Consider the following 13,419-nt stretch of genomic DNA (forward strand, 5'->3'; position numbering starts at 1 on the left):
AACTCAATTGTCAGCAGCCCCTGCAAAGTCTCGCTGGTCCATCGTTTCAGAGCACGGCAAGATAGGGCAACGTCCCACAACTTGCAAACTCAGGAGGCAGCAGATTGCGGCCTCGTGGCGGCGCTGACCCCACCTTAACCCGCCCGCCCCATCCTGCCCGGATGGCCAAGCCGCCCGAGAAGCCGAAGCGTCGCCTCCGCGCCACGCCCACAACGGACGTCGCCCTTCGCGGGCCGGATGCTCGGCCATCGCGCCAGGCAAAGCTCTTCCGTGACCTAATGCCAGAGCGGATCGAGCCGTGCCTAGCCACGCTCGCAGCGAAGCCGCCGGCGGGCCCGCATTGGGCATTCGAGGTGAAGTGGGACGGCTACCGCCTGCACGTCCATATCGAGCCCTCCGGCGTGCGGGTCATCACCCGCGGCGGGCATGACTGGACGCATCGCTTTCCGGCGATCGCCGCGGCGGGCCGCCGACCTCGGCGCCGGGACCGCCATCCTGGACGGCGAGGCCGTCGTGCTCGACGAGCAGGGTCGGTCCGACTATCCGGCGCTCCTGCAGGCGCTCGGTGGCCGCGGCGGCAAGCGGGTTGCCTCAGAGGTCATGTTCTACGCCTTCGACCTGCTCTACCTGGACGGGGTCGATCTGCGGGCCGGGACGCTGGATCAGCGCCGGACCGCGCTCGAACAACTGCTCTCCGGCTCCGACCCGGCCGGCTGGATCCGGCTCTCCGAAGAGGTCCACAGCGAAGGTGCCGCCCTTTTCCGATCGGCTTGCGAGCACGGGCTCGAGGGGATCATCGCGAAGGATCGTCGCAAGCCGTACCGCTCAGGCCGCGGCACGGACTGGCTCAAGATCAAGTGCATCGAGAGCGAGGCCTTCCTGATCATCGGCTATGAGCCGTCGTCCGTCGCCCGCGGCGGGCTCGGGCGACTTCTGCTGGCCTGCCGCCAGAGCGACGGGCTCGCCTACGCCGGCAGCGTCGGGACCGGGTTCTCCGAAACGGTCGCCCGGGCCCTCCGGAGAGACCTCGACGCGATCCGGCGCGAGACGTCGGCCGTCAGGTTGAAGGAGAAGCGCATTGTGTGGGTAGACCCGGTGCTCGTCGCCCAGGTCGAGTTCCGCGGATGGACCGGGGACGGCAAGCTCCGGCACGCATCCTACAAGCGGCTGCGTACGGGCGAGGACTCGGCAGTGTTTCAGCGCTGATAGGTCGAAGCGCCTACGGCAAAGAAGGGCGGGTACAGTGTTCGCGGGATATCGCGGCGACGTCCGCTTCGCGCGCCTGCCGCGGTCATTCGGAACCGCAACGTAAGGGAGCTGGCCTAGTCGTGCTGCAAGGCGTAATTGATCCCTTCCTTCCCGGACGCCTCTTATGAACGCCGTCGCAATCAGCACCTTTCCTTACGATGAGGCCGGCCGAATGGCGGCCGTGAAGCGGTATGACATCCTCGATAGCCCGCCCGATGGCGCATTCGACCGCATTACGGCAATAGCGGCTCGGCGCTTCGGGGTGCCGATCTCCATCGTGTCGATCGTCGATAACGACCGCATCTGGTTCAAGTCCCATCACGGCATCTCGGTAAGCCAGATTGGTAGGGACCCAGGCCTCTGCGCTTCGGCAATCCTCGCGAACGATCCTCATATCTTGACGGATGCAAAGGCGGATCCACGGTCGCTCGCTAACCCACTTGTAGCGGGCGAGTTTGGGCTGCGCTTCTATGCCGGCGTCCCGCTTACGACACGGGACGGCCACAACCTTGGGACCCTTTGCGTTATCGACCAAGCGCCCCGGCCCATCGACCAGGGTCAGATCGATGACCTCGTCGACCTCGCTTCAGTGGTGATGGACCAAATAGAGCTGCGCTTGGCGGCTCGGCAAGCAGTGTCTCAGGCGCAACTAATGGCCCGTGAAATTGATCATCGGGTAATGAATAGCCTTCAGTTCATAGCGTCTCTTTTAACGATGCAGAGCCGTAATCCAGGCAGCAGCGATGCCGCTTTAGAACTACGGATTGCGGCAAACCGCGTGTCAGCAGTCGCTCAGGTCCATCGCAACTTTTACGCCGATGAGGCTGCCGAGACGTCCGCCATCGCTTTTATCCGCCGGCTTTGCGCCGATCTGGCAGGCATTGTCGGCCAACCCATCGACGTAAGCGGCGATGAAGGTGACGTGCCAACCACCTTGATCCAGCCTATCGGCCTGATCGTCAACGAGCTCGTGACCAACGCGGCCAAACACGGCTCGGGTCGAATTTCAGTCTCCCATCGCGTCGCGGACGGAGGCCACACGCTCTCCGTCTGCGACGAGGGAACCGGCCTTCCGCTGGATTTCGACCCCGGACGACCGTCTAAAAGCCTCGGTATGAAGGTCGTGACAGCCTTGACTGGCCAGCTCAGAGGTCAGCTGACGGCCGGCGTGAACCCAGCGGGAACTGGGTCCTGTTTTGAGGTCGTGTTTCGTAACGGGCAGCCTGGCCAGCGTCCATTGGGTGGTCCGGGTTAAAAGGGTTTTCGCCCGCCCGATGGACCCTTCCCGACCGAACGCAGTTCTCCGATCCCACCGCGGGTCGACCGGTTCATGACTGAAGCACCGACTTCGCCGACACTGATTTTTGTTGTCGAGGATCAGGCCCTCCTCAGGATGGAGGCGGTGGACCTTCTCCAAGAGGCCGGCTTCGAGACTATCGATGCGGAGAACTCGGACTTCGCGTTGGAGATTATGAGATTGCGCTGGCGTGAGGTCCGCGTCCTTTTCACCGATGTCCAGATGCCGGGGAGGATGGACGGCGTTGACTTGGCAACGGAGGTTCATCGGTGCTGGCCACATGTTCTCCTGCTGGTGACTTCCGGGGGCGTCGCGTTGACGGACGAGGACCTGCCCGACCACGGAAAGTTCTTGCCGAAGCCGTACCAAGCGTCGACGCTGATTTCCCAAGTCCGCGGGCTGATCGCGCGAGGCCACAGCTACTGATCAGGAGCAATTTGCGTCAGCAAGGGATCAGAGCTGGCCAGGGCCTACACCGGCCGCCACAAGTCCCATGGGTCGGCCGCGCGTTCTTCGACATCGCGACGCTCCTGGTCTGAGATGCGCTTCGCCTCGACCATCGCGACCTCGATCAGGTAGGCGAGGGTCCCCTGTCCCGCCGCACTGGCCTCGTCCCGCAACAGCTCAAGCCGGAGCAGCATGTCGTCCGGCTGGTGGTGCGGGATCAACGGGAAGGGCGAGCGGTCAGGCATCTCGCGATCGTGCCACGGCTCAGCTACGCTCGCCAGCCATGTGCAACCTCTACTTCGTTACGACGAACCAGGAGGCGATCCGGACCCTGTTCCGGGTCGACCGTGACCTCGCTGCAACCTGCGGCGGCCCCGATCTTGCTCCGGCGCCGATCAGGAATGGCACCCCAGATTTCGGCAGGCCTCTCGTTAGGATCTCGAACCGTGAACCCCAAGGCGCCGGAGCAGGTGGACCGCGATATCGGAAAGGCGATCCGCGCACGCCGAACCGCGCTTGGCTTATCTCAGACGAAGCTTGGCGAGGCAGCCGGCGTCACGTTTCAGCAGGTCCAGAAATACGAGAACGGCTTGAACCGAGTCTCAGGATCCAGGCTCTCGAAAATCGCCCTCGCCCTCGCGTGTCGCCCGTCGGACCTGGTCGATGGAGAAGCCTTGCCCGGCATCGCCGCAGCAACCCCAGAGGGCATTCTCCTGCAATCGAACGACGGAGCTCGGCTCGCTAGGGCTTTCGCCGCAATCCCGGTGGGCCCTCAGCGGCGAGCTTTGCTCGAGTTTGTCGAGGCAATGGCGCACCCGGAGTAGCGGAGAAGCTGCCCTCAACGCTCGCCCATCACCCGGCCGCGGCGAGGCTGAGGATGAGCGCGACCGCCGGCGCGAGGTTCACGATCCGCCACCCATGGTCAGGCCCGCCCCGCTGCCGTCACCTGCCGCGCCAGCGACCACGCGATCGTGACCGAAACAGTTATCGGGTCAGCCGGCAGCTCGAGCACATGCGACACCGTGAGATCCACGCCCGCATCACAGGCCAGGACCCATCGCCCGGGCCCGTCGACCGTCCACCACTCCCCGACGTGCCAGCCCCCGTGCTCTGGGCAGAATACGAGGTAGGAGCGGTCGGTCTCGGGCTTGAAGCCGTAGGCGGGGATCGGTTCGGTCACAGCTTCACGTCGAGCCAGACTAGGAGCACCCCGCAGGCAACGAAAGCAAGCACGGCCACGACCCCCACCATCGCGGTCAACCGCCAATCCGCCTTCATAGACCGAGCATCCCTGATGCCCGCTGGCCAGCGGGGCGGGCGTAGGGCGTCTCGCCTCTGTTTTCCCACATTGCTGCGGCCCGTTCCCACGCGGCCGCGGCATGCGCCTGCATCTCGCGCCGATTGTCCGGATGGGCCGCGCACAGGTCTCGGTAGCGCTGCTCGACGGCGGCCTTCGCCGCTTCTCTGGTGGCCGCTCGTCCGCGATCCCGGGCGTGGTCCCGATGTGACACGCTACCGGTCGCGAACGGCCCTTCCGTCCCCCGACCCGCCCCGCTCTCCTTCTCCCCAACGCCAGGATGAAGGTGTGCGACGCCGTGGATGGTGAAGGGGGGGGCTGGTAGGTCCGGCACCGAAGAGTAGTGAGCCGGGCGCTTCCAACGCCCGGCTCACCAGGACCGTAATCAGACCTGCTTCCGGAGAGGGATTCAGGACCAAAAGGCGACGGGACGACCAACCCAAATGTCGCACCTTTGGCCCAGGATTTCAAGCCGGAAGCTCCCTCATCGCCTGGCGGATGGTAAGGGTCTCTCGACGGGGCATGAGGGCGGTCAAGACTGGACGGGACGCCAGTCTCGGCACGAAAGCGTCCACAGGCTCTCATCACGGTCTGAATCCGGCTCCCCATTATGGCTGATCGTCTTCGCCAGAAGCTCTTTCTCGCCAATGGCGGTGATCTCGATTACGGTCGGGCCGTAGCCTTCGTCTCCGACCAACCGCGTTCCTGGCAACCAGCCCTTTCGGCGGCATAGGTCCGCGTCGCTCTCGTATCGGGCCATCAGGTCGCTTCCCCCGTTCCGCATGAAGGTGGAGGGGATGGGGCGGGGACGGGCGAGTAGGCTTTGAGGATCAGGCCCGTCGAGCACCCGCAGTGGCCCGCGTCCACGCATTGCCCGACTTTCATATTGCCATCCGCGAGGCACCAGTGGTCCCGGAGCGCTTCACTTAGAACGGCAATCTGCCGGCGTAGTTCGGGCTCGTCGCTCATGATCGCTCTCCTGTCCCATCCCTGCCGGGGAACGCGGTTTGGTCTTTCGAGGGGGAGGTGGCCCGATCAATGTTCGCGCGCTCGACGGTCAAAGAGATCGCAACGACCCATGGATCCGCGTTCCAGGCGCCGGAGCCGTGTAAGCTATCCCAGAGAACCGCGAACGGCTGATGCCAGCCGGCCACGACGTTAGCGATCGACATGCCCTCCCACTCGCTGACGCCTTCAGCTATTACGTCTTCGCGGCTGATCTCCTGAAGCCGCTGCACCCGAATATCGGTGACGTGGAGTGTCAGGCGGGAGGCCCAGCGGGGCATGTGGATTGAGGGACGTAATCTGCGGTGGCGGGCCCTGAGTTCGGCGGTGAAATTGGCCGGCAGAGAGTCGATCTCGGCTAGATGCTCGCGGACATCATTCTCGTCGGCGGCGAAGATCGCGAAATCCTCGTGCCCGTCGTCGGTGAGGTAGTGCGCCTCCCGCACCCATAGCCGGTCGTAGACCGCGTAGGGGATGAACCTCGCGCGCCAATCGGCATTGCCGGGGTCCAGCACATATCCGTCGGTCCACGTACCATCGAAAATATTGGCGTGCCCGGTCGTCCTGATGAGCCGCCGCGTTTGCGTCTTCCGCCCGTCCAGAAGCGCCCGCACCATCGGTGCCGAGAAGATGATCGGTCGATCAGTCACGATCCCCTCCTCCCGAACACGCGGGCCGAGGACGGGGGAACGGAGCGAGCGCTCATGCTGCTATCCTCAGTCTGCTCGTTTTGGCCGAGGCGTCGTAGTCAGCGAACGGCACTTTCCGCCAAAGGCGGCGGTTCACCCATCGCTGGACTTGTCGGAGAAGGAGGGGCGTCCAATCGTGGCGGACGGCCGGCTCCTTCACGAGGGCATTGAGCTTGATGAATGGCTGAGCGTAGGGTTCGCCCCCTGCTCCAATGACGCGCTGGATCCGGTCCATGCACACATCGAACGGCTCGTGGCCGATCATCGTGTAGACCTGCTTCTTGCGGGGCGAGATGTCCTTCAAGATGCGGAAGGCGCGCGCGACCGCCTCACCCTCTGTCGTCTCATCAAACCCGAAGCGCCACGGACCTTTTAGGACCGGCCGCCAACGGGCGAACACCTCTTCATCGAAGGTCGCCGGCTCAAAGCCGGAATTGGCGTCCAGCAGCGGCACACCGGCCCGGACGTAGCGGTTCACGATGTGCTGCTGGTAGTCGGCAGGCAGAGCCGACAGGTTGTCGTCGCAGAGTACAGGCCGGACAGGGAAGTCCGGTAGGAATGTGAAGGCTTTGCCGTCCATCTTAGGAACGATGCAGAACCAGCACCCGACCGGGCAGCCGTAGCTGGCGCGCGTGGCGAACGGGTTGTGGCGCGCGATCGCGTCGGGGATGCGGTCGCCAATCTCCGCGAACTCGGCCACATACTTCCGCTGCGTGAAGACGCCCGGCCCGCCCGCGATGACCCGCTTGACGCCGATCGCGCGGTAATATTCCGCGACGCGACGCGCTTCTGGCAGCCGCCACGTGAACGCGACGGACAGGTAGGCCGTGTCGGCATCGCGCCAATGCGCGATGCCGCGAACCCATTCGCCCTTATCGAGCGAGGTACCGGTCACAACAGACACCCGGGTCGGTTCGCGTAGGCGCCGTCGCGCGCGACGAAGAGGGCGGCGATACGGCTCCCGTCGGGTATCGGACCGGGTAACGTGACCTCGCGGAACCCACCTCGCGTAGGGCGGAAACAGGGGTCGTCAGAGGGCAGGTGGCGGTGGACGCAGTCCGGCCAAACGGGTCTCCGACACACGAAGTACCCGTTTCAACGGGAAATCTTTGCGCCACTTGGTAATCGGCAGCTGTTTGGAAGCATTTTTGGTTCGAGATCACAACGGCTTGCGAGGAATCAAGCTGGTCGCTGAACGGGAATTTAGCCGGCTCTAAACGGGAATGGGACATCTGCGAACGGGAATTCGGTGTGCAGCATTGGAATGATTAGGCACCGTTGCGGCACTTGGTCGAGCACAGTTAATTTAACCCCTCACTGCGGCATTCGCAGTTTCCTTTCTGCCTGCCTGCAGCTAGGTCATCGGCATGAGCCGAGTCGGCTCACTTGAAGAGGAGGAGGAGGCCGCATCATCATGGGGTATCACAATGTCTGGTTCAGATTCGGAAAACGATCGGGAGAAGGCGAAGCGCCGTGAGCGCATAGCTAATGCGCAGTACGGCGTCGGTTACGGTAAGCCACCCGAGGCGGGAAAGTTTGTTGCGGGAAATCAGGTCGCAAAAGGCCGCCGCAGACCTTCCGTTACCGATCGGCATTCGTTCGCTGAACGTATCGGAAAGATGAAGCGGCGTCTCATCATAGATGGAACCCCGGTGGTACTCACAAATGATGAGGCGCTAGACTGGAAGGCGTTTCAGAACGCTTTCACCGGCGGACCAAGAGAGATGGCCCTCTGGCACAAGCTGCGAGACAAAGCCGAAAAGCGACATCAAGGCTCCGCAGGAATGGTCGATCACGGAGCAGAGGTCCGCCGGCGGCTCGAACTTATGCATGAGCGCCAGCAGGAGTTCAAAGAACAGGCCGCCGAACAGCCGTCTCCTTCCGATATCGACCCAGCTCGTGAGGGTTGATCGGCATGCTTGAGAATCTAAAAGCGGCAAGCCGCAGGCGCCGGGCAGCGCAGGCGAAGGTGGCGAATGCGGCGACTTTCCATCCGCCGCGCAACGACATGTTGCCAGAGTTACAGCTTGTGAGGCGCGATCCCGGCGGTCTCTTGGCTCCGGTCCGCCGGAAGGTTCGCAACGCTGATGCAGCTCACATCCGCGAGGTAGCAAACGCCATCGCGGCACTTGGCTTCTGCGATCCAGTGCTGATCGATGAGGACGGGCGCGTGCTCGACGGCATAATACGGGTGGAAGCCGCAAAGCTTCTAGGCCTTTCAGCTGTACCTTGCATCCTCGCGAGCCATCTCACGGTAGCGGAGCGACGGATGCTTCGGCTCGCGGTGAACCGGCTCGGCGAAAAAGGCGAGTGGGACGTCGACGAGCTGAAGCTCGAACTGGAAGAGTTGATGGTAAGCGGCTTTCCTATCGAAATCTCAGGGTTCTCGATTGGAGAGGTCGACCAAATCCTAATCGGGGAGGGAGCCGAGGCGGTCGAGGCGGGGCCGCTCGCGCCGCCTGATACTGCTCGCGCGGTTGCGCGGCTGACCGACGTGTTCCTGCTAGGGGAGCACCGGGTCGTTTGCGGCGACGCGACACAGCCTGAGGCTCTGGACCTCGCGATGTGCGAGAGCCTTGCCCGCGTCGTTCTAACCGACCAGCCCTACAATGTTCGGATTGCCGGTCACGTTACGGGAGGCGACCACCGCGAGTTCGCTATGGCGAGCGGGGACATGACTTCCGAGCAATTCCAGGCCTTCAACGAGGCCTGGATTCACGAGGCGGAGGGGCATCTCGTCGACGGCGGCCTTCTCGCGACTTTCATAGACTGGCGAGGACTCTCGTCCGTGACAGCGGCGGCTGTCGCGACCAGGCTCGAGCAGATCAATCTGGTCGTGTGGGGCAAGACCAACGCCGGTATGGGCAGCCTCTATCGGTCGCAGCACGAACTCCTTCCGATTTTCAAGAAGGGGAGGGCGCCCCACATAAATAACGTGGATCTTGGCCGCAGGGGGCGCTGGCGATCGAATCTCTGGACCTATCCGGGCGCCTCGAGCGTCGGCTCGGACGCGCGGCGCGGGCTTCAGCACCATCCGACCGTGAAGCCGGTCACCATGCTTGAGGACGCCCTTCTCGATGTCACAAACCGGGGCGACATCGTGCTCGACCCTTTCCTCGGCTCCGGTTCAACCCTTATCGCGGCCGAAAAGACCGGGCGGGTTTGCAGAGGCGTTGAGCTCGACCCACTCTACGTGGACGTGATCGCAACCCGATATCAGGAGGTTACCGGCCGACAGGCGGTCCTCGAGAGCACGGGCGAGACTTTCACCGAGGTTCGGACACGCAGGGCCGGCGAGCGGGCCACGACTGATGCCGCGGACATCAGTCAAGATTACGACGGCGACGCGCGCACCAGAAACTCAGCTTGATGCCGTCTAAGGCGGGAGAGACAACTTCAGAAGGGCTTCGACCAGGCCTGGCGATGAGCGCTCTCTGGCCCGCTCAACGTGACAATGCCGCAGCGTTCGACTGCGGCCTTCACTTCCTCCTTGGCGTCCTTCACGCCGGAGCTTCTCACCGGGTCGCGGCCTCGACCGACCACGGTCATCGTCCACCACCAGATCCCGTCTGGGTGGTTCCCGTCGGTCCGGAAGGTGGCGCGACCGATTGGCATATCTCCGTCGCCCGCGTGGCAGCATGAGGTTGTCTCTCGCGTGAAGAACGGTCGTTCGCGTCCCGGACCCGCCGAGAGGGCGCCGTCCTGGGCTCGGGCCGAGGTAATCGCTAGCCCGGCACCAGGCGTGACACCCAGGCGGAAACCGGGTCGCCGCTGCTCATGTCGGCCTGGACCAGGCCGTCGATCATGAAGCTCGGGGAGCTGTGGATCCCGTTCTGGCGGGCGTATCGGCAATGCCATTTCATCTCCCGGTCGAGATCCGGAATAGCGAAGGCTTCGGACAGCCCGACGTCGCTGTAGCCTTCGATCCGGGCGACGATCTCGTTCGGCGAGACGTCGAGATTCGGGCCGCCGCAATGGCGTTCGAACTCGAACTCTTCGCGATGGGCGGCGACCGCGGAGAGGACGGCCTTCGCGGCCTCCTTTCCGCGCGGGAGCGTCGATGCGGCAAGGACACACCGCACGATCACGCCCGAATAGAGGTGCCAGGGCTGCGAGTGCAGCCTGATCCGGACCGTGATCCGGTCCTCGCCCGCTTGCGCGAGGAGGTCGTAGAGTTTGCCGAACGGCTTTCACGGAGAAGGGACAGGTCGGCTCAAGGAAGATGTCGAGGAGACGCGGCCCGTGGCCCCAGGCGAGAGGGTCGGCACGCCATGTCGTCGACGTCATGTCTTTCCTGTCGTTCGAGGAGGGGCGAAGCGGGCCATGCCTTATCCGGCGAGGCGGCGCGACAGGCCGGCCGCCCGCTCCATCACGAGCATCAGGGCGACGGTGGCGAGGATCAGCACGCCGGAGGCGGCCGCGATGGTGACGTCGAGCCGGCTCTCCAGGTCCTGCCACATGCGGATCGGCAGCATGTCGGTCTTCGCGTCGCGCAGGAACAGCGACACCGGCACGTTGTCAAAGCTCGACATGAAGCAGATGAACCCGCCTGCCAGGATGCCGGGCCGGATCAGGGGCAGCGTGACCCGCCGGAAGGTGTAGAGACGCGAGGCGCCCAGCGAGGTCGAGCTTTCGAGAAGAGCCGGGTCCATCTGGGCGAGCGCCGCAACCGTGGTCCGCACGACGTAGGGTACGCATACGACGACATGGCCGATGACGAGCGTCGTCGGCGAGACCGGGATGCCCGAGATGCTGAACAGCATGAGGGCCGACAGCCCGAAGGCGAGCGCCGGTAGGACGAGCGGCGACATGAACAGGCTGTCGAGGACACGTGCCTTCATCGTCGGCGACCGGGCGATGGCGAGGGATGCGGCCGTGCCGAGAAGGACCGAGATGGCCGTCGTCCAGAGCGCGACCGTGAGGCTGTTCCAGGCGGCGAAATGGAGTTGCCAGGCATCCACCAGCGCGGCGTACCACTTCAGGGAGTAGCCGGGTGGGGGGAAGCGCAGGGAAAAGCCGCTCGTGAAGGAGACGATCAGGACGACGAGCGTCGGGGCGACGAGAACCACGAGGCAGATCGCGGCGAGGAGCGCGATCACGCCGTGGAAGCTGAAATAGTCGAAGCCGCGCCTCACCGACGAACCCGTTCGATCCACACCATCCACATCCTGAGGTGGCCGCGCAGCGACCCTCGAAGGACGCAGGACGGGTCCGGCCCGTGCTTCGAGGCTCGCTCCGCGAGCCCCTCAGCATGAGGAGCGTAGGAGAGACCCGGGAGTTCACGCATGCGCGTATCCCCGCGAGAGACGGCCGGCGAGGTTGAACAGGGTCACGCAGGCCAGGACCGCGATGAGGAAGATGATCGAGATCGCGGCCGCGAAGGGCCAATTGTTGAGCGTCGAGGCCTGCTGGTAGAGATACATCGGCATGAACAGCATCTGGCCGCCGCCGATCAGTGATTGCGTGATGAAAGCCGTGATCGCCCCCGCATAGGTCAGAAGGCAGCCCGCGATGATGCCCGGCAGGGCGAGCGGCAGGGTCACCCGGACGAAGGTGCGCCACTCGCCCGCACCGAGCGCGGAGGACGCGTCCGAAAGGTTCGGGTCGATGCGCGACAGCGCCGTGATCAGCGGCAGCACCATCAGGGGCATCTGCACCTGCGCCAGCGCGAAGACGACCCCGACCTCCGTGTAGAGGAGGCGGAGCGGCGTATCGATCAGGCCGAGGGAGATCAGCGTCGTGTTGACGATGCCCTGTCGACCGAGGATCACGATCCAGGCGAAGGTGCGCACGACGACGCTCGTCAAGAGCGGTAGCAGGACGACGAGCATCAGCGCGCCTTGCAGCCATCCCGGCCCCCGCCGGAAAACGAGCGCCAGCGGCATCCCGAGCACGAAGGTGAGCGCCGTCACCTCGAGGCCGAGCCACAGCGTCGCGCCGAGCACGCGCAAGGAGAACGGATCGAGCAGGAAGCGGGCATACTGGTCGAGGCCGATCCGGGCCATCGTCGGATCGGTGAACAGGCTGATGACGACAAGGAGGACCAGCGGGGTGACGAAGAAGACGAGGAAGAACGCGGCGAGCGGAAGCGCGAGCTTGAGGTCGTAGCCGATCGCGGGTGGACCGGACGGCGCCGGGGTGGCGGCCATCAGGTAAGCGCTCCCCCGGTGCGTGCTTCGAGGCCGGCCTGCGGCCGCTTCGCCGTCATTGCGAGGAGCGTCAGCGACGAAGCGAAACAGAGGCAGGCGCGCGTCCCTCTGGGTTGCTTCGCTCCGCTCGCGATGACGGAAGGCCGAGTTCCCACATCCCTCCTCATCCTGAGGTGCCCCGCCGCCAAGCGGCGGGGCCTCGAAGGACGCACAACGATCAAACCCGGATCTCGCGGTTGAAGCGCTCGATCCAGGCCTGCCGGTTCTGGTTGATCGTCTTCCAATCCTGGAACACGAGCTTGCGCTTGATCTCGTCGGTATCCTTGGCCAGCACCTTGGCGATCTCGCCCGTCATCTTGACCTTGCTGTTCGTCGGGATGATAAGGTAGGGGCTGTCCATCAGCTTAGTCTGGACCTCGGGCGAGAGCGTTGCCTCGATCAGCTTGAAGGCGAGCTCCTTCACGGGCGTGTTCTTGACGATGTGAATCGTCGTCTTGAAGCCGATCGCGCCCTCCTTCGGAGCCGCGAACTCGACCGGAACGCCGCGGGATTTCAGGATCTGGATGGCGTTGAAATTGCCGGGTCCGATATCGACCTGCTCCTGCTGGTAGAGCGTTGCGAGCGCCCCCGGATTGGCCGCGACCGCCCCGAGATTCGGCTTCAACTCCTCGAGCGCCTTGAAGCCGGCATCGACATTCGCCTCCGAACCGCCCCGCATGCGGGAGATCTCGACCAGGAAGCCTGTGCCGAGCGTCGAGTTCAGGTTCGTGATGCCGACCCGACCCTTGTATTCCGGCTTCCAGATGTCGGCCCAGGAGGTCGGCGGCGACTTCACCTTCTCGGGATTGTAGATCATCCCGACGCATTGGATGAAGTTCGCCGGTCCCATCGGCTCCTGCGCGTCCGTGATCAGGTCCTTGTAGTGGGCGGATTGCGCGACCGGATAAGGCTCGGCGAGGTCCTGCCCGAGCGCGACCAGGGCCGGGCCGGGATCCATCAGCATGACGTCGATGGGCGGGTTGGCGCGCGCGGCCGTGATCTTCGAGATCTGGTCGACCGAGAGGATCGCGTCGAGCACCATGTCAGAGCCCGGCGCGCTCGCCCGGAAGGCCGGCACCCAGGCGTCGCGATGCGCCTCCTCCCAGCTTCCCTGGAAGGTCGCCACGACGAGCTTGCGGGCCTGCGCCTGCGACAGGCCCGGGAAGGCCTGGAGCGCTCCGAGCGTGAGCGCGCCCTGCAGGAGATGGCGTCGGTGGAAGGTCATGCTGGATCCTCGTCGTGGCTGCA

13 protein-coding genes and 2 pseudogenes are annotated in these 13,419 nt (G+C 64.4%); 7 read left to right on the top strand and 8 right to left on the bottom strand.

Translation table 11 applies throughout. The features are described from left to right. Positions 1–161: 161 nt before the first annotated feature. From ligD to ACFE87_RS07015, 3 genes and pseudogenes are all read left to right on the top strand, one after another. A pseudogene (gene ligD, locus ACFE87_RS07005) lies at positions 162–1,206 on the top strand (non-homologous end-joining DNA ligase). 166 nt (positions 1,207–1,372) lie between these two features. Next, complete coding sequence (locus ACFE87_RS07010) at positions 1,373–2,503, top strand: sensor histidine kinase (RefSeq protein WP_375458911.1); 1,131 nt, start codon at positions 1,373–1,375, stop codon at positions 2,501–2,503. Positions 2,504–2,578: 75 nt separating this feature from the next. Then, positions 2,579–2,971, top strand: coding sequence for a response regulator (locus tag ACFE87_RS07015; RefSeq protein WP_375458912.1), 393 nt, complete (start codon positions 2,579–2,581; stop codon positions 2,969–2,971). Between the two features lie 44 nt (positions 2,972–3,015). On the opposite strand, the gene ACFE87_RS07020 is transcribed toward ACFE87_RS07015, so the two are convergent. Continuing rightward, positions 3,016–3,237, bottom strand: coding sequence for a hypothetical protein (locus ACFE87_RS07020; protein ID WP_375458913.1), 222 nt, complete (start codon positions 3,235–3,237; stop codon positions 3,016–3,018). Between the two features lie 201 nt (positions 3,238–3,438). On the opposite strand from ACFE87_RS07020, the gene ACFE87_RS07025 reads away from it, so the two are divergent. Further along, positions 3,439–3,816 (top strand): helix-turn-helix domain-containing protein, encoded by a 378-nt coding sequence (locus ACFE87_RS07025; RefSeq protein WP_375458914.1) that lies wholly within the window; start codon positions 3,439–3,441, stop codon positions 3,814–3,816. Positions 3,817–3,914: 98 nt separating this feature from the next. On the opposite strand, the gene ACFE87_RS07030 is transcribed toward ACFE87_RS07025, so the two are convergent. Continuing rightward, entirely contained in the window at positions 3,915–4,172 is a 258-nt protein-coding gene (locus ACFE87_RS07030; protein ID WP_375458915.1) for a hypothetical protein, read from the bottom strand. 199 nt (positions 4,173–4,371) lie between these two features. Between ACFE87_RS07030 and ACFE87_RS07035 the strand changes: the two genes are divergently transcribed. Then, on the top strand, positions 4,372–4,500 hold the full coding sequence (locus ACFE87_RS07035; protein WP_375458916.1) for a hypothetical protein: 129 nt from the start codon (positions 4,372–4,374) through the stop codon (positions 4,498–4,500). 754 nt (positions 4,501–5,254) lie between these two features. On the opposite strand, the gene ACFE87_RS07040 is transcribed toward ACFE87_RS07035, so the two are convergent. Together ACFE87_RS07040 and ACFE87_RS07045 are read right to left on the bottom strand one after the other, a co-directional pair. Next, entirely contained in the window at positions 5,255–5,944 is a 690-nt protein-coding gene (locus ACFE87_RS07040; protein WP_375458917.1) for a hypothetical protein, read from the bottom strand. Between the two features lie 52 nt (positions 5,945–5,996). Continuing rightward, positions 5,997–6,878 carry a hypothetical protein gene (locus ACFE87_RS07045; RefSeq protein WP_375458918.1) on the bottom strand — a complete coding sequence of 294 codons (882 nt, stop codon included), beginning with the start codon at positions 6,876–6,878 and terminating at the stop codon, positions 5,997–5,999. Positions 6,879–7,350: 472 nt separating this feature from the next. On the opposite strand from ACFE87_RS07045, the gene ACFE87_RS07050 reads away from it, so the two are divergent. Beyond that, positions 7,351–7,893, top strand: coding sequence for a hypothetical protein (locus tag ACFE87_RS07050; RefSeq protein WP_375458919.1), 543 nt, complete (start codon positions 7,351–7,353; stop codon positions 7,891–7,893). A 5-nt stretch (positions 7,894–7,898) separates the two neighbouring features. Then, on the top strand, positions 7,899–9,353 hold the full coding sequence (locus ACFE87_RS07055; RefSeq protein ID WP_375458920.1) for a DNA modification methylase: 1,455 nt from the start codon (positions 7,899–7,901) through the stop codon (positions 9,351–9,353). A gap of 355 nt (positions 9,354–9,708) precedes the next feature. On the opposite strand, the pseudogene ACFE87_RS07060 reads toward ACFE87_RS07055, so the two are convergent. From ACFE87_RS07060 to ACFE87_RS07075, 4 genes and pseudogenes are all read right to left on the bottom strand, one after another. Next, positions 9,709–10,270 (bottom strand): annotated as a pseudogene (locus ACFE87_RS07060) (DsbA family protein). Positions 10,271–10,311: 41 nt separating this feature from the next. After that, positions 10,312–11,082: an ABC transporter permease gene (locus tag ACFE87_RS07065; RefSeq protein ID WP_375458961.1), complete on the bottom strand. Its 771-nt coding sequence runs from the start codon at positions 11,080–11,082 to the stop codon at positions 10,312–10,314. 180 nt (positions 11,083–11,262) lie between these two features. Next, positions 11,263–12,132: an ABC transporter permease gene (locus tag ACFE87_RS07070; protein ID WP_375458921.1), complete on the bottom strand. Its 870-nt coding sequence runs from the start codon at positions 12,130–12,132 to the stop codon at positions 11,263–11,265. A 217-nt stretch (positions 12,133–12,349) separates the two neighbouring features. Further along, complete coding sequence (locus ACFE87_RS07075; RefSeq protein ID WP_375458922.1) at positions 12,350–13,396, bottom strand: ABC transporter substrate-binding protein; 1,047 nt, start codon at positions 13,394–13,396, stop codon at positions 12,350–12,352. Positions 13,397–13,419 lie beyond the last annotated feature (23 nt).

The organism is uncultured Enterovirga sp. (assembly GCF_964242715.1).
In the GTDB taxonomy this organism is placed as follows: domain Bacteria; phylum Pseudomonadota; class Alphaproteobacteria; order Rhizobiales; family Beijerinckiaceae; genus Enterovirga.